17 protein-coding genes and 1 tRNA gene are annotated in these 22,331 nt (G+C 67.0%); 10 read left to right on the top strand and 8 right to left on the bottom strand.

What is annotated here, in order from left to right; all coding sequences use genetic code 11:
• The first annotated feature begins 155 nt into the window (after positions 1 to 155).
• The 4 genes from H0X95_RS19965 (at position 156) to H0X95_RS19950 (ending at position 3,892) form a co-directional block, all read left to right on the top strand.
• Positions 156 to 1,145: a YVTN family beta-propeller repeat protein gene (locus H0X95_RS19965; RefSeq protein WP_006482513.1), complete on the top strand. Its 990-nt coding sequence runs from the start codon at positions 156 to 158 to the stop codon at positions 1,143 to 1,145.
• Between the two features lie 16 nt (positions 1,146 to 1,161).
• The gene (locus H0X95_RS19960) at positions 1,162 to 2,136 is read left to right on the top strand and encodes a sterol desaturase family protein (RefSeq protein ID WP_006482516.1); all 975 of its coding nucleotides are present in this window, start codon (positions 1,162 to 1,164) and stop codon (positions 2,134 to 2,136) included.
• A 116-nt stretch (positions 2,137 to 2,252) separates the two neighbouring features.
• Positions 2,253 to 3,080, top strand: coding sequence for an EI24 domain-containing protein (locus tag H0X95_RS19955; protein WP_006478362.1), 828 nt, complete (start codon positions 2,253 to 2,255; stop codon positions 3,078 to 3,080).
• On the top strand, positions 3,077 to 3,892 hold the full coding sequence (locus H0X95_RS19950; protein ID WP_048984722.1) for a competence/damage-inducible protein A: 816 nt from the start codon (positions 3,077 to 3,079) through the stop codon (positions 3,890 to 3,892). Before H0X95_RS19955 ends, H0X95_RS19950 begins: the two co-directional genes overlap by 4 nt.
• Before the next feature lie 116 nt (positions 3,893 to 4,008).
• Here H0X95_RS19950 and H0X95_RS19945 read toward each other — a convergent pair whose 3' ends face one another.
• Positions 4,009 to 4,476 (bottom strand): rhodanese-like domain-containing protein, encoded by a 468-nt coding sequence (locus tag H0X95_RS19945; RefSeq protein ID WP_058901616.1) that lies wholly within the window; start codon positions 4,474 to 4,476, stop codon positions 4,009 to 4,011.
• Between the two features lie 406 nt (positions 4,477 to 4,882).
• Here H0X95_RS19945 and glnA point away from each other — a divergent pair, with 406 nt between their 5' ends.
• The 4 genes from glnA to H0X95_RS19925 all read left to right on the top strand — a co-directional run bounded on the left by glnA (position 4,883) and on the right by H0X95_RS19925 (position 11,363).
• Positions 4,883 to 6,298, top strand: a complete 1,416-nt coding sequence (gene glnA, locus H0X95_RS19940; protein WP_006482510.1) for a type I glutamate--ammonia ligase — start codon at positions 4,883 to 4,885, stop codon at positions 6,296 to 6,298.
• Positions 6,299 to 6,459: 161 nt separating this feature from the next.
• Complete coding sequence (gene glnL, locus H0X95_RS19935; RefSeq protein ID WP_006482511.1) at positions 6,460 to 7,602, top strand: nitrogen regulation protein NR(II); 1,143 nt, start codon at positions 6,460 to 6,462, stop codon at positions 7,600 to 7,602.
• 37 nt (positions 7,603 to 7,639) lie between these two features.
• The gene (ntrC, locus tag H0X95_RS19930) at positions 7,640 to 9,166 is read left to right on the top strand and encodes a nitrogen regulation protein NR(I) (RefSeq protein ID WP_012492714.1); all 1,527 of its coding nucleotides are present in this window, start codon (positions 7,640 to 7,642) and stop codon (positions 9,164 to 9,166) included.
• 88 nt (positions 9,167 to 9,254) lie between these two features.
• Positions 9,255 to 11,363, top strand: a complete 2,109-nt coding sequence (locus H0X95_RS19925) for a prolyl oligopeptidase family serine peptidase (protein ID WP_059722832.1) — start codon at positions 9,255 to 9,257, stop codon at positions 11,361 to 11,363.
• A 19-nt stretch (positions 11,364 to 11,382) separates the two neighbouring features.
• On the opposite strand, the gene xth is transcribed toward H0X95_RS19925, so the two are convergent.
• The gene (gene xth / locus H0X95_RS19920) at positions 11,383 to 12,159 is read right to left on the bottom strand and encodes an exodeoxyribonuclease III (protein WP_034201544.1); all 777 of its coding nucleotides are present in this window, start codon (positions 12,157 to 12,159) and stop codon (positions 11,383 to 11,385) included.
• A 184-nt stretch (positions 12,160 to 12,343) separates the two neighbouring features.
• Between xth and H0X95_RS19915 the strand changes: the two genes are divergently transcribed.
• A tRNA-Met gene (locus H0X95_RS19915) sits at positions 12,344 to 12,420 on the top strand.
• A gap of 97 nt (positions 12,421 to 12,517) precedes the next feature.
• Here the strand turns inward: H0X95_RS19915 and H0X95_RS19910 are convergent.
• Positions 12,518 to 13,321, bottom strand: a complete 804-nt coding sequence (locus tag H0X95_RS19910; protein WP_034201545.1) for a DUF3472 domain-containing protein — start codon at positions 13,319 to 13,321, stop codon at positions 12,518 to 12,520.
• A 295-nt stretch (positions 13,322 to 13,616) separates the two neighbouring features.
• Complete coding sequence (locus H0X95_RS19905) at positions 13,617 to 14,309, bottom strand: aspartate/glutamate racemase family protein (RefSeq protein WP_059722830.1); 693 nt, start codon at positions 14,307 to 14,309, stop codon at positions 13,617 to 13,619.
• A 165-nt stretch (positions 14,310 to 14,474) separates the two neighbouring features.
• On the opposite strand from H0X95_RS19905, the gene dinB reads away from it, so the two are divergent.
• On the top strand, positions 14,475 to 15,650 hold the full coding sequence (gene dinB / locus H0X95_RS19900; protein ID WP_059722828.1) for a DNA polymerase IV: 1,176 nt from the start codon (positions 14,475 to 14,477) through the stop codon (positions 15,648 to 15,650).
• 59 nt (positions 15,651 to 15,709) lie between these two features.
• On the opposite strand, the gene H0X95_RS19895 is transcribed toward dinB, so the two are convergent.
• The 4 genes from H0X95_RS19895 to fixL form a co-directional block, all read right to left on the bottom strand.
• On the bottom strand, positions 15,710 to 17,797 hold the full coding sequence (locus H0X95_RS19895) for a M3 family metallopeptidase (RefSeq protein WP_058901613.1): 2,088 nt from the start codon (positions 17,795 to 17,797) through the stop codon (positions 15,710 to 15,712).
• A 244-nt stretch (positions 17,798 to 18,041) separates the two neighbouring features.
• Complete coding sequence (gene folD / locus H0X95_RS19890) at positions 18,042 to 18,902, bottom strand: bifunctional methylenetetrahydrofolate dehydrogenase/methenyltetrahydrofolate cyclohydrolase FolD (protein ID WP_006482550.1); 861 nt, start codon at positions 18,900 to 18,902, stop codon at positions 18,042 to 18,044.
• Positions 18,903 to 19,144: 242 nt separating this feature from the next.
• Positions 19,145 to 19,783, bottom strand: a complete 639-nt coding sequence (gene fixJ / locus H0X95_RS19885) for an oxygen response regulator transcription factor FixJ (protein WP_006493245.1) — start codon at positions 19,781 to 19,783, stop codon at positions 19,145 to 19,147.
• Positions 19,780 to 22,296 carry an oxygen sensor histidine kinase FixL gene (gene fixL / locus H0X95_RS19880; protein ID WP_012492712.1) on the bottom strand — a complete coding sequence of 839 codons (2,517 nt, stop codon included), beginning with the start codon at positions 22,294 to 22,296 and terminating at the stop codon, positions 19,780 to 19,782. Before fixL ends, fixJ begins: the two co-directional genes overlap by 4 nt.
• Positions 22,297 to 22,331: the final 35 nt, after the last annotated feature.

Here is a 22,331-nt window from a genome sequence, read left to right as displayed (position 1 = left end):
TGGCCCTGGCTGCCCCGGCCGGCCGCACGGCGCCTGCCGCGGCGGCGCGTCCGGCAGGCGGGGCGTGCGGCGAAGCGGCGCAATACCGGCATGGGTCAACCGGAGGGGCCCGCCGAACGTTCTACAATGACTGCTGTTCCACGACGTGAGTCTTCATGCGCACTTTCCTTTCCCTCGGCCGCACGCTCGCGCTGGCCGCCGCCGTACTGGCGCCCGCCGCCCACGCGAATAACGTGATCGTTCTCAACTCGGCCGAAGCGACGCTTTCCCTGATCGACCAGCAGACCCGCGAAGTCGTTTCCACGATGCCGACCGGCAAGGAACCGCACCATTTGATGGCGACGCCCGACAATGCGTCGCTGATCGTTGCAAATTCGGTCTCGAACAGCCTGATGTTCCTCGATCCGAAGACGGGCAAGCTGCAGCGCACCGTCGAAGGGATCGACGATCCCTACCAGCTCGGCTTCTCGCCCGATCGCAAGTGGTTCGCGGCGGCCGGCCTGCGGCTCGACCGCGTCGACATCTACGGCTACGACGGCCGCGACCTGAAGCTCGTGAAGCGCGTGCCGCTCGCGGTGATGCCGAGCCACCTCGCGTTCACGAAGGACAGCAAGACGCTGCTCGTGTCGCTGCAGGTGTCCGGCGAGATCGCGGCGATCGACCTGCCTACGCAGACGGTCAAATGGAAGATGAAGGTCGGCAAGGTGCCGGCCGGCCTGTGGCTCACGCCGGACGACAAGTTCCTGCTCGTCGGGATGACCGGCGCGGATTACGTCGCGGTCGTCGACTGGCGCAACCAGAAGGTCGTCAAGCAGATCTACACGGGCAAGGGCGCGCACAACTTCCGTTCGCTCGCCGACGGCACGCACGTCGCGGTGACCAACCGCGTCGCGAACACGATCAGCATCATCGACGAGAACACGCTCACCAACGTCGGCGACATCACCGGCCTGCTGCCGGGCCCGGACGACATGGAGCTGTCCGCCGACAAGAAGACGCTGTGGGTGACGTTCCGTTTCGCGAAGAAGGTCGGGATCATCGACCTGGCGTCGCGCAAGCTGGTGCAGACGATCGCCGTCGGCCGCTCGCCGCACGGCATCTACTTCTACGACCGCGCGCCGTGGAAGGCCGCGAACGGCGCGTGACGGGCGGAGGCGAACGATGCTGCACCTGATCGATGCGTTCGTGTCGGACATCCAGACCTGGCTGTACGTCGATGTCGTGCAGCCGCTCCTCTTCAAGTTCAACCTGATGGACTATGACGAGGACACCTACGACGCGCTGTACTGGGTGATCATCGGCGCGCTGCAGATGGTGCTGATGTTCGCGCTGCTGCGCCCGCTCGAGGCGCTGCTGCCGGTCGAGCGCTGGAAGAACCGCCGCGCGGTGCGGGTCGACGTGATCTACACGGCGATCTCGAAGCTCGGCATCTACACGCTGTTCTTCTTCTTCGCGCTGCAGCCGGTGTTCGACAGCTTCCAGGCGTGGCTGCGCCTGCACGGCGTCGCGAACGTCAACCTCGACTATCTGTGGCCGGGCGTGACGTCGCAACCGATCGTCGCGTTCGCGATCTACCTCGTCGTGCTCGATTTCGCCGGCTACTGGTATCACCGCTGGCAGCACAAGTTCGGTATCTGGTGGGAGCTGCACGCGGTCCATCACAGCCAGCGGCAGATGTCGCTGTGGTGCGACGACCGCAACCACCTGCTCGACGACGTACTGCAGTCGTGCTTCTTCGCGGCGATCGCGCTCGTGATCGGCGTGACGCCGTCGCAGTTCGTCGTGCTGACCGCGGTCACGAACTTCCTGCAGAGCATTCAGCACACGAATGCGCGGCTGTCGTACGGCCGCATCGGCGAGCGCCTGCTCGTCAGCCCGATCTTCCATCGCCGCCACCATGCGGTCGGCTACGGCCACGAAGGCACCAAGTACGGCTGCAACTTCGGCGTGCTGTTCCCGTGGTGGGACATGATGTTCGGCACCGCGTCGTGGAACCGCACGGTCGAGCCGACCGGCATCCGCGAGCAGGTCGAGGGCGTGTCCTATGGCGACGGCTTCTGGTCGCAGCACGGCCTGGCGTTCGTGCGGATCTTCCGGCGCCTGTTCCCCGCCAAGCGCGGCGCGGCGTCGGCCTGACCCGATCCGGCCGTTCTCCCGTTGAACGACTTTCCCACGCGGCCCGCATGCGCTTTGGCGCATGCGGGCCGCGTGGTTTATCCTTTCCCCGTTTTTCTCCATCGATACAGGTCCGCATGAACGACTTGCTGCGTTCCTTCGTCCGGGCGCTCGCCAGCGCGCTGCACCCGCGCATGCTGTGGCTCACCCTGATGCCGTTCGTCGTCTCCGCGCTGCTGTGGGGCGCCGTGCTGTGGTTCTCGTGGCAGACGCTGCTGGACCTCGCGCGCGGCGCGCTCGACGGCTTCGTGCTGACGGCCATGCTGTATCGCGCGTTCGACGCGATCGGCATGTCGCAGCTGCATGCGGTCGTCGCGCCGTTCGTGGTCGTGTCGCTCGCGATCCCGCTGATCGTGCTGACCGTGCTGCTGCTGATCGCGACGATCTCGATGCCGGTCGTGATCAAGCACCTTTCGAATCGCCAGTTCGCGGCACTCGAAGCGAAGCGGGGCGGCACCTTCTTCGGCAGCGTAGTCAATTCGCTCGGCGCGGCGATCGTCGGCGTCGTACTGCTCGTCGTCACGATCCCGCTGTGGCTGATTCCGCCGTTCTTCGCGCTGCTGCCGCCGGTGATCTGGGGCTGGCTCACGTACCGCGTGATGACCTACGACGCGCTCGCGCTGCACGCGAGCCGCGACGAGCGCCGCGCGCTGGTGCGCCGGCACCGCTGGCCGCTGATCGGCATCGGCGTCGCGACCGGGCTGCTCGGCACCGTGCCGACCTTCGTGTGGGTCTCGTCGGTCTGGATGATGGTGCTGTTTCCGTTCGTCGCGGCCGCCATGATCTGGGTTTACGCTTTCATCCTCGTCTTCTCGGCGCTGTGGTTCGGGCACTACTGCCTGCGCGCGCTGGAAGACCTGCGCGCCAGCGCGCGCGCCACCGCAATCGACATGGGGCAGGCATGAGCATCGGCATCATCATCATCGGCGACGAAATCCTTTCGGGCCGCCGGCAGGACAAGCATCTGGCGAAGGTCATCGAGTTGCTCGGCGCGCGCGGCCTCGCGCTCGACTGGGCGGAATACGTCGGCGACGATCCGGCGCGCATCACCGCGACGCTCGCGCGCGCGATCGCGTCGGGCGACATCGTGTTCTCGACGGGCGGCATCGGCGCGACGCCGGACGACCATACGCGCCAGTGCGCGGCCGCCGCGCTCGGCGTGCCGCTCGCGCTGCATCCGGAAGCGAAGGAGCTGATTTCGGAGCGGATTCGCGAAACGCACACCGATCCGGCCACGCCGGTCGACTTCGAGTCGCCGGAGAACCAGCATCGCTTCAACATGGGCGTGTTCCCGGCGGGCGCGACGATCATCCCGAACGGCTACAACCGGATTCCCGGCTTCTCGGTCGGCGATCTCCATTTCGTGCCGGGCTTCCCGGTGATGGCGTGGCCGATGATCGAATGGGTGCTCGATACGAAGTACGCGCATCTGCATCACGCGACGCCGCATGCGGAGCGCTCGCTGTACGTGTTCGAACTGCCGGAATCGACACTCACGCCGCTGATGGAGAAGATCGAGCGCGATTTCCCGGGCGTGCGCGTGTTCAGCCTGCCGAGCGTGGGCGACGCGGAGCGCGGCGGCATCTACGCGCGCCGACACATCGATCTCGGCGTGAAGGGCGAGCCGGAAGCGGTCGCGGCCGCGTTCGTGAAGCTGCGCGAAGGCGTGCATCTGCTCGGCGGCGACGTCGTCGAGCCCGACACGTCGCGCCCCTGAGCGGCCTGCAACGCGGCAATGCCAAAAGCAACGGGCCGCGCAACGCGGCCCGTCATCGGCATGTCATCGCCCGGCTCGACGATGAGGCTGTCGCAACCGGCGGGTGCGGCGCGCGCTCAGGCGCCGATCCACGGCAGTTTGCAGAAGCACCAGCCGTCGACCGTCTTGCGGTGGCCTTCGGCGTCCTTCGCGCCCTCGAAGCCTTCGAGCAGGTCGAACGCCTTCGTGTAGCCGGCCTGCGCGGACGCGACCGCAGCGAGCTTCGAGCGCGCGGCGCTGCGGCACAGGAACAGGATCGGCGTATCGGCGGCCGGGAGGGCCGCCTTCAGTTCGTTGACGAATTCGGCATTCGGCACGCCGCCCGGGTAGCGCGTCCATTCGACGTGCAGGTACTGGCCGTCGCCGACGAGCGGGCGGCCGATCCAGTCCAGCTCGGCGCGCGTGCGCACGTCGACGAGGCGCGCCGACGGGTCGAGCTGCAGCAGTTCGAATGCCTCGACCGGCAGCAGCGCGCCGGCGTAGTTGAGCGCGCCTTGTGCGCGGCGTTCGTCGGCCTTCGCGTAAAGCTGGTCGAGCGTACTCATGGCAGGGAGTCTCCGTATCGGTCAAACGATCATTCTAGCGCGGCGGCACGGCACGGACGTCCGCGCGGCCTGCGGCGCACGCGCGGGCCACGGGTTCACCAAAAGAGTGCAGAATGGCGCGCATGCACCAGAATGATTCGGACGCGCCGCCGCATCTCGCCGATTGCACCAATGCGGTGCGATGTCGTCGGCGTCGGTGCGGCCCCGAGCCCTGCAATTGCGCAGGCGAGCCCCGCTGCGGCGCGGGACGGCGCGATCCGCGTCGGTTTTGCGATGGTTGGCACGGAAGCTGCTATATAGAATTCGGTCGAATCGGGGCGCGCTGCGCCAAAAGCAAGACCCCGGTCAGCTCGATAAACGAGGCGGTTCCCAGTCCGCCGGAATTGTTCAATCAGGAGAAGAGGTTATGAGTAAAACCGTCGCCGACGTCATGCAGCTCGTGAAGGACGAGGACGTCAAGTTTGTCGATTTCCGCTTCACGGATACGCGCGGCAAGGAACAGCACGTGTCGGTGCCGGTTTCGGCGTTTGACGAAGACAAGTTCGAAAGCGGCCATGCATTCGACGGTTCGTCGATCGCGGGCTGGAAGGGCATCGAGGCGTCGGACATGCTGCTCATGCCGGACCCGAACGCTGCCTTCATCGACCCGTTCTATGAAGAGTCGACCCTCGTGCTGACCTGCGACGTGGTCGAGCCGGCCGACGGCAAGGGCTACGAGCGCGATCCGCGTTCGCTCGCGAAGCGCGCGGAAGCGTACCTGAAGAGCACGGGCATCGGCGACACGGCCTACTTCGGTCCGGAACCGGAATTCTTCATTTTCGACTCGGTCCAGTGGAACACGGACATGTCGGGCTGCTTCGTGAAGATCAACTCGGAAGAAGCACCGTGGTCGGCCGGCAAGGAATTCGAAGGCGGCAACACGGGCCACCGTCCGGGCACGAAGGGCGGCTACTTCCCGGTCGCACCGGTCGACACGTTCCAGGACATGCGTTCGGAAATGTGCCTGCTGCTCGAACAGCTCGGCATCCCGGTCGAAGTGCACCACCACGAAGTGGCGGGCCAGGGGCAGAACGAAATCGGCACGAAGTTCTCGACGCTGGTCGAGCGCGCCGACTGGACGCAGTGGTCGAAGTACATCATCCACAACGTCGCGCACTCGTACGGCAAGACGGCGACGTTCATGCCGAAGCCGGTCGTCGGCGACAACGGTTCGGGCATGCACGTTCACCAGTCGATCTGGAAGGACGGCCAGAACCTGTTCGCGGGCAACGGCTACGCCGGCCTGTCGGAACTGGCGCTGTTCTACATCGGCGGCATCATCAAGCACGCTCGCGCGCTGAACGCGATCACGAACCCGACGACGAACTCGTACAAGCGTCTGGTCCCGCACTTCGAAGCGCCGGTCAAGCTCGCCTACTCGGCGCGCAACCGTTCGGCATCGATCCGCATTCCGCACGTGTCGAACCCGAAGGGCCGCCGCATCGAAACGCGCTTCCCGGATCCGATGGCGAACCCGTACCTGTTGTTCTCGGCGCTGATGATGGCCGGCCTCGACGGGATCCAGAACAAGATCCATCCGGGCGAAGCAGCGGACAAGAACCTGTACGACCTGCCGCCGGAAGAAGATGCAAAGATCCCGACCGTGTGCGCGGGCCTCGACCAGGCGCTCGAAGCACTCGACAAGGATCGCGAGTTCCTGACCCGTGGCGGCGTGTTCACGGACAGCATGCTCGACGCATACCTCGCGCTGAAGGAGCAGGAGCTGGCGAAGTTCCGCATGACGACGCACCCGATCGAGTTCGAGATGTACTACTCGCTCTAATCGGCGATGGCGCTTCGATTCAGCGCCGTCATGCCGGTTCGTTCCCGCCGCGCGGCTTGCGGCGGGAGCGGCGGAGTCTGAAAGGGGACGGCGTCCAGCCGTCCCTTTTTTGTTCCGACGATTTTCATTTTCTGGCCCGTTGAGGCGCGACAAGCACGCAGATGGTTCTGAAGAATCTGATCAAGGCGAAAACGGGGCAGCCCGAACGACTGACGGACGACGAGCGGCTCTCGCGCTCGGGTCTGCTGGCGGGGCTCGAAGCGCTGCCGACGGTCGTGATCGTGCTCGACCGCAAGACGCTGCGGATCGCGTTCGCGAACCCGTCCGCGGAGGCGATGCTCGACATCTCGCGGCGGCAGCTCGCGCAGCGGCCGTGGGGCGAGATTTTTCCGAACGCGAACGAGCTGGCCTCGACGATCACCGCGATCGGCGAGGAACGCTTTCACGCGACGCATCTCGATACCGTGCTCGACCGGCCCGGCCGCGAACCGCTGCACGTGCATGCGATCGTCGGCTTCCTCGAGAACGCGCCCGATTTCGTGCTCGTCGAGCTGTTCGAGAACGAACGGCAGTCGCGCACCGATCGGGAAGAGCGCATCCACGACCTGACCGCGGTCAACAAGCAACTGATCCGCAACCTCGCGCACGAGATCAAGAACCCGCTCGGCGGCATTCGCGGCGCAGCCCAACTGCTCGAATTCGAGCTGGGCGAGCGCGAGCGCGGCGAGTTGCGCGAATACACGCAGGTGATCATCAAGGAGTCCGACCGCCTGCAGACGCTCGTCGACCGGTTGCTGGAGCCGCACCGGCATCCGCACATCGTCGGCGACGTGAACATTCATGAAGTGTGCGAACGCGTGCGCGCGGTGATGCTCGCGGAGTTCCCGCGCGGGCTCACGATCGAGCGCGACTACGACGTGAGCGTGCCGGACCTGCGCGGCGACAAGGAGCAGTTGATCCAGGCGCTGCTCAACATCGTGCGCAACGCCGCGCAGGCGCTGCGCGAACGGATCGCGCAGGGCGACGCGAAGATCGAGCTGCGCACGCGCATCGCGCGCAAGGTGACGATCGCCAAGCGCCTGTACCGGCTGGCACTGGACTTGCACGTGATCGACAACGGGCCCGGCATTCCGGAAGAGATCCGCGACCGGATCTTCTACCCGCTCGTGTCCGGACGCGAAGACGGCAGCGGCCTCGGCCTCACGCTCGCGCAGACGTTCGTACAGCAGCACGACGGGATGATCGAGGTCGAAAGCCGGCCCGGACGTACCGAATTTCAGATCCTGCTGCCGCTCGACCATTGAGCGGCGACATTGCGATTCACCCATATCTGACCGACCTATGAAGCCGATCTGGATAGTAGACGACGACCAATCGATCCGCTGGGTGCTTGAAAAGGCACTCGCCCGGGACAGCTTCGCGACGAAGAGCTTCGCGAACGTGCGCGATGCGCTGGCCGCGCTCGACCACGAGACGCCGCAGGTGCTCGTGTCCGACATCCGGATGCCGGGCGGCTCGGGCCTCGAGTTGCTGCAGGCGATGCACGAGCGGCTGCCGGGCCTGCCCGTCATCATCATGACGGCGTTCTCCGATCTCGACAGCGCCGTCGCGGCGTTCCAGGGCGGCGCGTTCGAATACCTCGCGAAGCCGTTCGACGTCGACAAGGCGGTCGAGCTGATTCGCCGCGCGGTGGAAGAAAGCCTGCGCGGCGGCGCGCCGCAGGACGAGCGCGTGGCCGAGGCGCCCGAGATGCTCGGCCAGGCGCCCGCGATGCAGGACATGTTCCGCGCGATCGGCCGCCTGTCGCATTCGGCCGCGACCGTGCTGATCACCGGCGAATCGGGCACCGGCAAGGAGCTGGTCGCCCGGGCGCTGCACCGTCACAGCCCGCGCGCGAACGGCCCGTTCATCGCGCTGAACACGGCGGCGATTCCGAAGGATCTGCTCGAATCCGAACTGTTCGGCCATGAGCGCGGCGCGTTCACCGGCGCGCAGACGACGCGGCAGGGCCGCTTCGAGCAGGCCGAGAACGGCACGCTGTTCCTCGACGAAATCGGCGACATGCCGTTCGACCTGCAGACGCGCCTGTTGCGTGTGCTGTCGGACGGGCAGTTCTATCGCGTCGGCGGGCACAACCCGCTGCGCGCGAACGTGCGCGTGATCGCCGCGACACACCAGAATCTCGAGTCGCGCGTGCGGCAGGGGTTGTTCCGCGAGGACCTTTACCACCGGCTCAACGTGATCCGGCTGCGCTTGCCGCCGCTGCGCGAACGCAGCGAGGACATCGCGCTGCTCACGCGCCACTTCCTGCAGAAGAGCGCGCGCGATCTCGGCGTCGAGCCGAAGCGCGTGTCCGACGACGCGCTCGCGTACCTGACGTCGCTGCCGTTTCCCGGCAACGTGCGGCAGCTCGAGAACCTCGCGAACTGGCTGACCGTGATGGCGCCCGCGCAGACGGTCGAGATCAAGGATCTGCCGCCCGACCTCGTGCCGGCCGGCGCGCCCGTGGCGCCCGTCGTCGCGACGGGCGACGGTGCGGACGCGCACGGCAGCGGCGGCCATGTTGCAGCGGTGCCTGCCGCGATCGGCGCGACGCCGCTGGCCGCCGCGCCCGCCGCGAGCGCGCCGAACGGCAGCGTGCCGGCCGGCTACCCGTTGTGGGAGCACGGGCTGCGCACCGAAGTCGCGCGGCTGTTGCGCGAGAACTCGGCCGACGTGATGGACGAACTCGCGCGCCGCTTCGAGGCGGCCGTGATTCGCGAGGCGCTCGACTTCACGCGCGGCCGCAAGGTCGAGGCCGCGGAGCGGCTCGGCATCGGCCGCAACACGATCACGCGCAAGATCCAGGAGCTCCATCTGGAGCCCTGAGCACGATTCGCGGCAGGCGCGGGCCCGCGCCTGCCGCGATCGGACATAATCGCGGTTTGCATGCAGCTTGCCATTCCGCCGATCCTCCATGTCCGAATCCTTCCGCTGGCCCGCCGGGGCCGACCCGTTCCGTTTCCTCGAAGCGCTCGACAGCAAGCGCGCCCGCACGTGGGTCGACGAGCAGAATGCGCGTACGCGCGCCGCGCTGCGCGACGACGATGCCTATCGCGCGCTGACCGCGCGTCTCGCGAAAGCGTATCTGCCGCGTGAACGCCCGGTGATTCCGACCCGCTGGCGCGACTGGGCGTACGACCTGTGGCAGGACGATCTTCATCCGAAGGGACTGTGGCGCCGCACGCGCTGGGCCGACTGGCGTGCCGGCCAACCTGCGTGGGAGACGCTGCTCGACGTCGACGCGCTCGGCGCCGAAGAGGGCGAGTCGTGGGTGTTCGAGCAGGAGGCGATCCTGTATCCGGACGGCGATCGCGTGCTGCTGTCGCTGTCGCCGGGCGGCGCCGATGCGGTCGTCGTGCGCGAATTCGATCTCGTCGAGCGCCGGTTCGTGGACGGCGGCTTCACGATCGACGCGCCGGGCCATCATACGGTCGGCTGGATCGACCGCGACACCGTGTACGTGAGCTGGGATCGCGGCGAAGCGCATGCGACTGCAGCCGGTTATCCGTATGAAGCGCGGCGCTGGGTGCGCGGCACGGCGCTCGCCGACGCGCCCGTCGTGTTCAGCGGCGAGCCGGACGACATCAGCGCGGGTGCATGGTACGACCCGATCGACCGCCGCCACGTTGCGTGGCGCAGCGTCGATTTCTTCGACGCGCACGCGTACCGGCTGACCGATGCGGGCGAATGGGCGCGCTACGACGTGCCGACGCATGTCGAGGTCGGGTTCTGGGAAGGCTGGCTCGTGCTGGAGCCTCGCCTCGACTGGGATTGCAACGGTGTGCGCCACGCGGGCGGCTCGCTGCTGGCGATTCGCGAGCAGGCGTTCCTCGCCGGCGCGCGCGAATTCACGACGCTGTTCGCACCGCGGCCGACCACGTCCGCCTGTACGTGGACGCACACGCGCACGACGCTGATCGCGAGCTGGCTCGACGACGTGCACAACCGTACGATGCTGTGGCAGCCGCGGCAGGCCGACGACGGGTCGTGGACGTGGGATGCGCGGCCGTTCGACTGGCCGGGCGATGCGCAGATCGACGTCGAGCCCGTCGAGTCGACGCTGAACGACGAGGTGTACGTCGACGTCGACACCTACCTCGATCCGCCCGAATGCTGGCTGGCCGATCTGGCCGATCGCGCGGACGATGCGCCGTCGCGCCGCGTGCTGCTCGACCGGCCGCCGGTGCAGTTCGACGCGGCCGGGCTGGTCGTCCGCCGCGCGAGCGCGCGTTCGCGGGACGGCACGGTGGTGCCGTACACGCTGATCGGGCCGCGCGATGCGCTCGACGCACCGCCGGGCGGGGCGCGCGTCGCCCGGCCATGCCTGCTGTCGGGCTATGGCGGTTTTGCGATCCCGAACCTGCCGGGCTACAGCGATGCGTTCGGCATCGGATGGCTCGAACGCGGCGGCGTGATGGCGTTCGCGCACATCCGCGGCGGCGGCGAATTCGGGCCGCGCTGGCACACCGACGCGCAGCGTGAACATCGTCAGCGTTCGTTCGACGATTTCATCGCGGTCGCCGAGGATCTGGCCGCGACCGGCGTGACGAGTGCCGCCCAGCTCGGGATCGAGGGCGGCAGCAACGGCGGGCTGCTGGTCGCCGCGTGCATGATGCAGCGGCCGGAGCTGTTCGGCGCGGTGCTGTGCCGCGTGCCGCTGCTGGACATGCAGCGCTATCCGAAGCTGCACGCGGGCGCCGCATGGCTCGACGAATACGGCGACCCGGACGATCCGCGCGAAGGCGCGGCGCTGGCCGCGTATTCGCCGTATCACCGGGTGCGCGAAGGGGTCGTGTATCCGCCGTTGTTGCTGACGACGTCGACCCGCGACGACCGCGTGCATCCCGCGCATGCGCGCAAGATGGCGGCGCGCATGCAGGCGCTCGGTCACGAACGGGTGTGGTACTGGGAGAACACCGACGGCGGCCACGGCAGCGCGGACGATCTCGAACGCGCGGAAGCCGATGCGGCCGAATTCGGCTTCCTGTGGGCCCATCTCGGGCCGGCGCCCGCGCGGCGCTGATCGCGCGCGGGCCGGAAGATCAGCCGACGATCGCGACGACGGGCGTGTGGTCGGACGGCTGTTCCCACGTGCGCGGCGTGCGATCGACTTCGCACGACGCGCAGGTCGCCGCGAGTTCCGGCGACAGCAGGATGTGGTCGATGCGCAGTCCCGCGTTGCGGCGGAATGCCATCATCCGGTAGTCCCACCACGTGAAGGTTTTCTCGGGCTGCTCGAAGCGGCGGAACGCATCGACGAAGCCGAGTTCGATCAGCTGCGCGAAGTGCGCGCGCTCCTGCGGCGACACGAGGTTCTGGCCTTCCCATTTCGCCGGATCGTGCACGTCGCGGTCTTCCGGCGCGATGTTGTAGTCGCCGAGCAGCGCGAGCTTCGGGTAGCGTTGCAACTCGGTGCGCAGCCACGCCTGCAGCGCGTCGAGCCACTGCATCTTGTAGACGAACTTGTCGGAGTCGAGCGCCTGGCCGTTCGGGAAGTAGGCGGACACGATGCGCACGCCGTCGACCGTCGCGGCGATCACGCGCTGCTGCGGATCGTCGAAGCCGGGGATGTTGCGCACGACGTCCGATTCGTCGACGACGAGCGTGTCGCGCACGAGGATCGCGACACCGTTGTAGGTCTTCTGGCCCGTGAACCAGCTGCGGTAGCCGGCCGCCTCGAGATCGGCGCGCGGGAATTTCTCGTCCGGCAGCTTCAGCTCCTGCAGGCACAGTACGTCGGTGCCGCTTTGCGCGAGCCAGTCGAGCACGTGCTGTTTGCGGACGTTGAGCGAATTGACGTTCCAGGTTGCGATTTTCATGAACGGGAGGGTGCGTGCGGCGTGAATGCGAAGGCCGCCATCTTACCGCGAGCATGGGGTGCGAACGCACAAGGTCATGCAGGCTCGCGCATGTGTCACGCATCGCCGCTCGGGCAGCAGAACCGGAAATTGTGACAAAAGTATTGACGTGAGTACTTCCTCACCCTATAATTTATTTCTCTGACGCGGGGTGGAGCAGTCTGGCAGCTCGTCGGGCTCATAACCCGAAGGTCACAGGTTCAAATCCTGTCCCCGCAACCAAGCACACCAGACGATGTGCGGCGCAATTGACCGATGCGCACTTCGTCCACGAAAAACCCGGCTCCGTGCCGGGTTTTTTGTTTTCCGCGTCCGCCTGTTATTTCGGCGCGCCCGGGCTCCCGGGCAGGAAGCCGTTCTCGAGCTGATAGGTCGTCGTGTTGACCAGCGTGGCCCGCGCGTTCGGCGTGCCCGACAGCACCGCGCACTTGTCCTTCCCCGTATTCAGCCGGATCGACCGCTCGGTCGTCGGGTAGTCCACATCCTTCAGGTAGAAATGCGGCAGTGACGTCATGTAGCGCGCGTACGGCACGCATGGCCGCTGCATCGGGTCCTTCGACGCAGCATTGAACGGAAAGTATTCGTCGAACAGATAAGCCGAACTCGACAGGCCGCCCCAGTCCGCCGGCACCGCGATGCTGCCGGTCGGCGTCGTGGCGCCGGTGGCGACGTCCGTGATGAAGCCGTCGACGGTCGAGCGCCCGTCGCTGCGATTGGCCTGCGTCACGGTGACCTGCAGCCGATACGCACGGCCGGTTTTCCACGGGTAGGCGATCGAGCACGACGTGCCGGAACCGCCGTCGGCGCCGCCGCGGCAATTCGCCGACAGCGGCGCCGTGCCGGTGCCGAACGCGCTGAAGATCACTACGTTGGTGCCGCGGGTGCGCGGCTGGATGCCGGTGTACATCGCGTGCCCGCCATGTTGCGACGACAACTGGTTGGCCCAGTAGTAGCTGGCGTTGACCTCGGTCGGCACGACTTCAGGCGTGATGTCCCACGTCATGCGATCGAAGCCGTCGCTGGGCGTCGTGGCGGCCGATGCGGCGATATTCGGGTCGGCATGCGCGTTGAGCGTGGCCGACACGGCGAGCAGCGCGCCGAATACGGTGCTGAGTCTTTTCATGTTCCTGTTTCCCGTTGGTGGAAAAGAGACCGCGACGAGCAGCGTCGATTGCGGTGGCGCTGCTCGCGTACCAATTTGCAGTCACTTTATTACCAAGGGATAAGCCGTCGTGTCGACGCGTCCGTGTGAACCGGGGCGCGTGATGCGCGGGCCGTTCGTACCGGCCCGTGTGACGGGCGAGAGCAGGGCGTCGGGCGAGCCGCGACGCGTACGTCGGGAGAGTGAATCCCGGCGCACGAAACAATGCGGCGATGCCATTCGGCGACGCGCGTCGGTACGCGACGGCGTGTGTCGTTCAGCGCGCCGCCCACTCGACGGCCGCTTTCGCATGCAGCGCGGTCGTATCGAATACCGGCAGCGGCGAGTCGTCCGCACCGATCAGCAGCGTGATTTCCGTGCAGCCGAGGATCACCGCCTGTGCGCCGCGCGTGGCCAGTGCGTCGATGATCGACACGTACGTCGCGCGCGATTGCGCCGAGATGACGCCGTGGCACAGCTCGTCGTAGATGATCCGGTGCACGTCGTCGCGCCCGGGTTCGTCCGGCACCAGCACGTCGAGCCCGAACTTCTCGCGCAGCCGCGCCGCGTAGAACGGCAACTCCATCGTGTAGCGCGTGCCGAGCAGCGCGACGCGCTCGATGCCCGCGGCGCGCAGCGCGCTGCCGGTCGGATCGGCGATGTGCAGGAACGGCAGCGTCACCGCGGTCTCGATCGCGTCGTGCACCCGATGCATCGTATTGGTCGTCAGGACGACGAGGTCGGCGCCCGCTGCTTCGAGTTGCCGCGCGGCGTCGGCCATCCGCTCGCCGAGCGCGGCCCAGTCGTGCGTGCGTTGCAGCGCTTCGATGTCGGCGAAGTCGACCGTGACCAGCACGCTCTTCGCGTTGTGATGCCCGCCGTGCAATGCCTTCGAGTGCCGGTTGATCATCCGGTAGTACTCGGCCGACGATTCCCAGCTCATGCCGCCGATCAGTCCGATCGTCTTCATCCGTCACCTTTGCGTTTCGTGTCTCGCGGCAGACGAGTATAGGTGTCGCTGCCCGTGCCCGGCCGGTACGATCCGCGCGAACCGGGCCGGTACGGCGCAGCCGGTTGCGCGTGGCCGGCTACGGGCGGCCGGCTTCGGCCGCACGCGGCAGTTGAAACCGGCACTGTGTTTTTGTACAGTATCGGCACCGTGAGCCCGACCACCATTCCGCCTGCCGATCCGCACGCGCCGCCGCCCGGCGACGCGCCGCCGCGCATGCGCAAGATCATTCATTGCGACTGCGACTGCTTCTACGCGTCGGTCGAGATGCGCGACGACCCGTCGCTGCGCAACCGGCCGCTCGCGGTCGGTGGCCGTCCCGACCAGCGCGGCGTGATTGCGACCTGCAACTACGAGGCGCGGCGCTACGGCGTGCATTCGGCGATGTCGTCGGCGCTGGCGATGCGCAAGTGTCCGGACCTGCTGATCCTGCCGTCCGCGATGGACAAGTATCGCGCGGCGTCGCGGCAGATCATGGCGATCTATCGCGACTACACGCCGGACGTCGAGCCGCTGTCGCTCGACGAAGCCTATCTCGACGTCAGCGGGTCCGAACGTTGCCAGGGCAGTGCGACGCTGATTGCGCGCGAGATCCGCGAGCGGGTGCGCGAGACGGTCGGCGTAACCGTGTCGGCGGGCGTTGCGCCGAACAAGTTCATCGCGAAGATCGCGTCCGACTGGAACAAGCCCGACGGGCTGTTCGTCGTGCGGCCGCACGAGATCGATGCGTTCGTCGCGGCGCTGCCGGTGCGCAAGCTGCACGGCGTCGGCAAGGTGACGGCCACGCGGCTCGACCGGCTCGGCATCCAGACCTGCGCGCAGTTGCGCGACTGGCCGCTGATCGACCTGCACCGCGAGTTCGGCGCGTTCGGGCGGCGGTTGTACCAGCTGTCGCGCGGGATCGACGAGCGGCCGGTGCAGGCCGACCAGGAGCGCAAGTCGGTCAGCGTCGAGACGACCTACGTGACCGACCTGACGACGCTCGAGCGATGCGCGGACGAAATCCGCCGCCTCGTCGTGCAACTCGACGCGCGGATCGAGCGCGCGGGCGCCGTGCGGTCGATCCGCAAGCTGTACGTGAAGATCCGCTTCGCCGATTTCCAGCGCACGACGGTCGAGTGCGTGGCCGATGCGACCAACGCCGAGACGGCCGTCACGCTGCTCGCGAAGGGGTTGCTGCGGCGCGCGCAGCCGGTTCGGCTGCTGGGCGTCGGCGTGCGCATCGACGAGGACACGGCCGAGCGCCACGGGCAATTCCTGCTGTTCGACGACGAAGTGGGCGACGGCACGCCCGCGCCATGAAAAAGGCACCGCCGAAGCGGTGCCTGTCGATGCGGCCGGACGAGCCGGGCTACGCGCGCTCAGTGCGCGGACGCGGCCATCCCGTTGTGGCGCAGCAGCGCGTCGATCTGCGGCTCGCGGCCGCGGAACGCCTTGAACGATTCCATCGCCGGACGGCTGCCGCCGACCTCGAGGATTTCGCGGCGATAGCGCGTGCCGGTTGCCGCGTCGAGCACGCTGCCGCTGGCGGCGGCCGCTTCCTCGAACGCCGCGTACGCATCGGCCGACAGCACTTCGGCCCACTTGTAGCTGTAGTACCCGGCCGCATAGCCGCCCGCGAAGATGTGGCTGAACGTGTTCGGCCAGCGCGAGAACGGCGCCTGCGGGATCACGTGATAGCGCTCGTTGATCTCGCGTGCGAACGCGGTCACGCCGGTGGTGCCGGCCGGGTCGAAGTCGACGTGCAGCAGCATGTCGAACATCGAGAACACGATCTGGCGCAGCGTGCCGAGCCCGCTCTGGAAGTTCTTCGCGGCGATCATCTTGTCGAACAGCTCGCGCGGCAGCGACGCACCCGTGTCGACGTGCGACGACATCGACGACAGCACGTCCCATTCCCAGCAGAAGTTTTCCATGAACTGCGACGGCAGTTCGACCGCATCCCATTCGACGCCGTTGATGCCCGACACGCCGAGCTCGTCGACGCGCGTGAGCATGTGGTGCAGCCCGTGGCCGAATTCATGGAACAGCGTGATGACTTCATCGTGCGTGAAGCATGCGGGTTTGCCGCCGACCGGCGCGGAGAAGTTGCAGGTCAGGTACGCAACGGGCGTCTGCACGTCGCCGCCGCGCTTCGCGCGCGACCGCGCGTCGTCCATCCACGCGCCGCCGCGCTTGCCTTCGCGTGCGTACAGGTCGAGGTAGAACTGCGCGACGAGCGAGCCGTCGCGGTTCTCGACGCGGAAGAAGCGCACGTCCTTGTGCCACACCGGCGCGTCGTCCGGCTTGATCCGCACGCCGAACAGCGTTTCGGTGACGGTGAACAGGCCCTTCAGCGCGGCCGGTTCCGGGAAGTACTGCTTGACCTCGTTTTCCGAGAACGCATAGCGCTGCTGGCGGAGTTTTTCGGCCGCGTACGCGACGTCCCACGGGGCGAGCTCGGTGAGGCCGAGCTCCTTCGCGGCGAACGTGCGCAGTTCGTCCCAGTCCTTGTCCGCGTGCGGGCGGGCGCGCGTCGCGAGATCCTCGAGGAATGCGATCACCTGCTGCGGCGATTCGGCCATCTTCGACGCGAGCGACACTTCGGCGAAATTGCGGTAGCCGAGCATCTGCGCTTCTTCACGGCGCAGCTTCAGCTCGTCGGCGACGATCGCCGTGTTGTCCCATTCGGCCTTGCCGTCGCCGTATTGCGGCCCGAGCTCCGACGCGCGCGTCGCATAGGCGCGGTAGAGCGTCTCGCGCAGCGCGCGGTTGTCCGCGTACTGCAGCACCGGGAAGTACGACGGGAAATGCAGCGTGAATTTCCAGCCTTCCTTGCCGTCCTTTTGCGCGGCTTCGCGGGCGGCCTCGATCGCGTCGCCGGGCAGGCCGGCCAGCTCGGCTTCGTCGTGGGCGAAGTACGCGTACGCGTTGGTCGCGTCGAGCACGTGATCGGAGAACGCCTTCGACAGCGCGGCCTGCTGTTCCTGCAGTTCCGCGAAGCGCGGCTTCTGGTCCTCCGGCAGCTCGGCGCCCGACAGGCGGAAGTCGCGCAGCGCATTGTCGAGGATCTTCTTGCGCTCGGCCGACAGCGTCGCGTATTCGGCGCTCGCGGCGATCGCCTTGTACTTTTCGTACAGCGCGAGATTCTGGCCGACGCTCGACCAGAATTCGGTCACGCGCGGCAGGTTTTCACCGTACGCAGCCCGCAGTTCGGGCGTGTCGGCGACCGCGTTCAGGTGGCCGACGATGCCCCATGCGCGGCCGAGCGGCTCCGTGGCCCGCTCGACCGTCTCGACGACGGCGGCCCAGGTCGACGGCGTGTCGCTCGCGCTCGCGGCTTCGACCGCGCGGCTGGCGGCATCGAGCAGCGTATCGAGCGCGGGCGTCACGTGTTCCGGGCGGATCTCGCCGAAACGGGGCAGGCCGGAGAAGTCGAGGAGCGGATTGGTGTTGGCGCTGGCGGACATAAGACTCCCTGTCTGTTGCCGGATGAACCGGGATGAAAAGGGTAACGGCGGCGGCGCGCGAACGCGCCCGATACCGACATTATTGGGGCGCATCGTGCGCTTTCCAATCGTTAGTTTCTAATGACGCGATTGACGCAGGGTCGGATGCGCAGCGGGGCGTGCCGGCTGGCGCGATGCAGCCGGGCGATTGCGGCTGGCGAGACACCGGCGCACGGAAGCGTGCGCCGGCTGGGCGGGTGGCGCGTCAGGCCGCGGCGGCCGCAGCGCGTTCGGCGGATTCGATCGTGTTGATCAGCAGCATCGTGATGGTCATCGGACCGACGCCGCCCGGCACCGGCGTGATGTAGCCGGCGACTTCCTTCACGCCCGCGAAATCGACGTCGCCGCACAGCTTGCCTGCGTCGTCACGGTTCATGCCGACGTCGATCACCGTCGCGCCCGGCTTCACCATGTCGGCGGTCAGGATGTTGCGCTTGCCGACCGCGGCGACCACGATGTCGGCCTCGCGCGTATGCGCGGCGAGGTCGCGCGTCTTGCTGTGGCAAATCGTCACGGTCGCGCCGGCGTCGAGCAGCATCATCGCCATCGGCTTGCCGACGATGTTCGAGCGGCCGATCACGACCGCGTTCGCGCCCTGCAGCGCAATGCCGTGCGCTTCGAACATCTTCATCACGCCGTATGGCGTGCACGGGCGGAACAGCGGCTTGCCGGTCATCAGCGCGCCGGCGTTCGCGACGTGAAAGCCGTCGACGTCCTTTTCCGGCGCGATCGCCTCGATCACCTTGTGGCTGTCGATGTGCGCGGGCAGCGGCAACTGGACGAGGATGCCGTGGATCTTCGGGTCGCGGTTCAGTTCGTCGATGCGCGCGAGCAGGTCGGCTTCGGACAGCGTGGCCGGGTACGCATCCTTCAGCGAGAAGAAGCCGTTGTCCTCGCAGGCCTTGATCTTGTTGCGCACGTAGACTTCGCTCGCCGGATTTTCGCCGACGAGGATCACCGCGAGACCGGGCTGGTGGCCGCGGGCGGTCAGTGCGGCGGCACGCTCGGCGGCCTGACCGCGCAGGGTCTTCGAGAGGGCGTTGCCGTCGATGAGGAGGGCTGTCATGGTGGTGGGTCCTGCCGGGAAGTTGGAATGCGGGCGTACGACGCGCGAAGCGCCGTAGCAAAACACGTAATTATACCGTTCGCCTGCTGCCGTCCGACAGCGAATCAACGGGAAGCGTCATGGCCGCGGCGCGTGCGCGCCGGGAGGAACGGCCGCCGCCGCACGAGTGGGCCGCATCGCGCGGGGCGGCAAATACCGGTGGCGGGCCGGGCGGGCCGTGCCGCCGCGGCCGGAGAACCCGCTCAGGCCTGCTTCTTCGACAGCGCGAGGCGCAGCAGGTCGGCCACCGTGTTGACGTTGAGCTTTTCCATGATGTTCGCGCGGTGCGCCTCGACCGTCTTGATGCTGATGCCGAGGTCATCGGCGATCTGCTTGTTCAGGCGGCCGGCGATGATCCGCTCGAGCACCTGCTGCTCGCGCGCGGTCAGCTTCGACAGGCGTTCGCTCGCGGCACGCTGTTCCTGGACGCTCTTGCTTTCGCTTCGGGCCTTGTCGAGCATCCGCTCGACGAGCTTGCGCAGCTCGGCTTCGTCGAACGGTTTCTCGATAAAGTCCATCGCACCCTTTTTCATCGTCGACACGGCCATCGGCACGTCGCCGTGACCCGTGACGAAGATGATCGGCAGCGCGGCATTGTCGGCGATCAGGCGTTCCTGCAATTCGAGGCCACTCATGCCCGACATTCGCACGTCGAGGATCAGGCACGCGATCTGGCCGGCCTGCTGCGCCGGCTGGTAGGCATCGAGGAACTGCTCGGCGCTCGAGAAGCATTGCACGCGATAGCCGTTCGCCTCCAGCAGCCAGCGCAGCGAGTCCCGTACGGCCTCGTCGTCGTCGACGACAAAGACGGTTTCCTGAGTGGTGGTGACAGGGCTATTCATAGTTCTCCCGTAACGGTATGTGATGCCGATGCCTCGCGCCCCCCTTGGCCGAGATCAGCGGGTTCCCCAATGGGCAGGCTGCAGTGGAACGTCGCGCCGGAAATGCGGCCATCCGGCTCGACGTTGTTGACCACCCACAGACGCCCCCGATGCGATTCGATGATCGAACGGCAGATGTTCAGCCCCATGCCCATGCCATCGGACTTGGTGCTGTAAAACGGTTCGAACAGGCGCTCGGCGGTCGCTTCATCGACGCCCGGGCCCTGGTCGATCACACGGATGTCGACGAAGCCCGCATCGATGTCGGCGACGACGCGGATCACGCCGTCTGCCGACGCCGGTTTCACGTCGGCCATCGCCTCGGCTGCGTTCTTCATCAGGTTCATCAGCACCTGTTCGATCAGCACGGGGTCGACATAAATAATAGGCATTCTTGCGAGGATTTCCGTGACGATCCGGATCCTGCGCTTTCTGGCCTCGATTTCGGCCAGCCCGACCGCATCGGCGACGATGTCCGCGACCCGCGCCGGCTGGCGCTTCGGCTCGCTGCGCTTCACGAATTCGCGGATCCGTTTGACGATCATCCCCGCGCGCAGCGCCTGCTGCGCGGTCTTTTCCAGCGCGGGCTGCAGCGTCTCGGGCGTGCCGCGGCCGCTCTTCACGAGCGCGAGCGTACCCGAGCAGTAGTTGTTGATCGCGGCGAGCGGCTGATTCAATTCGTGAGCAATCGACGACGCCATTTCACCCATCGTCATCAATCGGCTCGTGAACTGCAGCTTTTCTTCCTGCTGGTGCGCGAGCTCCTGCGCTTTCTTGCGGGTCGTGATGTCGGTCGCGATCTGCATCTGCGCGAGGTGGCCGTCCACCCACTGGATGTACTGGCGGCGCACCTCGAACCACTTCTGGATGCTCTCGACGTACACCTCCTGCGCATCGGCGGTGCTGCTCGTCAGCGCGGCGGCCGGCAGCCCCGCGAACGCGTCGACCATGTCGATCGAGTCGGACGACGCCTGCGCGCGGTCGAAGCCGCCGCCCGACAGCTCCAGGTGGCCGTCCGGACGAATGCCGAACAGGTGGCGGTAGTAGCGGTTCGCGAACAGCAGCTCGGCTTCGTCGGCGGCGAGCACCGACACCGCGGCGTCGAGGCTTTCGAGCACCGTCGTGAAGCGTTCGTGCGCGGCGGCGAGTTCCTCGCGTGCGCGCTTCGGCTCGGTGATGTCGGTCATCGACGACATCCAGCCGGTCTGGCGGCCCGAGCTGTCGATCAGCGGTGACACGTACAGGCGCGCATGGAACAGCGTGCCGTTCTTGCGCCGCACGCGCAGCTCGAAGCCCGAGCTCGGCGCCTTGCCGCGCAGCGTCATGTCGAGCTGGCGCTGCATTTCCGGGTACGCGTCGCGCGGCCAGTACGGGAACGGTGCGACCTTGCCGACGAGATCGGTTTCGTCCCAGCCCGTCATCCGGCAGAAGGCAGGGTTCACGTGCGTGATGCGGCCGTGCATGTCGAGCACGCGCATGCCGATCAGCACCGAGTTTTCCATCGCGCGGCGGAAGAACGCTTCCGCGTACAGCGCCTGCTGTGCCTCGAAGCGCTGGCGCGTGTGCTTCCACAGGCTCCAGAGACTCCACAGCACGAAGCACGACAGGCCGGCGACGAGCCACACGAGTGTGTTGTTGGTCAGGTTGGTGAGCTGCGGGAACGCATACACGCGCACCGTCAGCCCCTGGCCGGGCGGGTCGAGCGGCAGATCGTAGTGGGAGTCGCGCGGCAGGCGCGGGCGTGTCGACGTGGACGACAGTTCGCGGTTGTTCGAATCGGTGATCGAGATCTTGTACTTCGACGACAGTTCCTGCGGGATGTCGTGCTTCAGGATGCCCTCGACCGAGAACACCGCGGCGATCGAGCCGAGATAGTCGCGGTCGCCGCGCATCACGGGCGTCTGCAACGTGATGAAGCCGTTACCGAAGTCGTCGTAGATCAGCGGCGAATAGGCCTGGCGGCGCGTGCTGCGCGCTTCGTCGTATGCGCCGCGCACGGCGTCCTGCATCTGTGCGTCGCCGGGCTTCGCGAGGCGCTGGCCGAGCAGCGGCGGATGCACGGTGGGCCAGCGTTGCACGCCGGGCGCCGTATACCAGTTCAGGTAAAGGATTTCCGGATGCGTCTGCATCACGTCCGCGACGGCCATCTGGAATGCATTCTGGTCGAGACGGCCGGACGCGAGATCGCGCGACAGCGCCTGCAACTGTTCCTGCGCGCCCGTCATCGACAGGCGGATCTGCTGCTGGGCCCACGCGACGTTGCGAAACAGTGTGTCTTCCTGCTGCTGCTGTTCGCGCCGGTTCAGGCTCCACAGGATGAGGCTCATCACCACGAGGAACACCAGGATCGACAGCAGCGGCGTCAGCAAATAGGAATTGGACCACCACGGTCCGTGGTGCCAACGGGACGGCTGCGACTCCGCCGGCGGGCCCGGCGGTCGCGCCGAGCGTGCGAAAAGCCGATCGGTCAACATGGCAGGATTGTAGCGCAGCGCAATACATGGAAAAC

Origin of the sequence: Burkholderia sp. 9779_493 (assembly GCF_015712215.1) — a bacterium.
GTDB lineage: Bacteria > Pseudomonadota > Gammaproteobacteria > Burkholderiales > Burkholderiaceae > Burkholderia > Burkholderia cenocepacia.
Note: the sequence above shows the minus strand (reverse complement) of the source record. Positions and strands in the feature narration are given on the sequence as shown.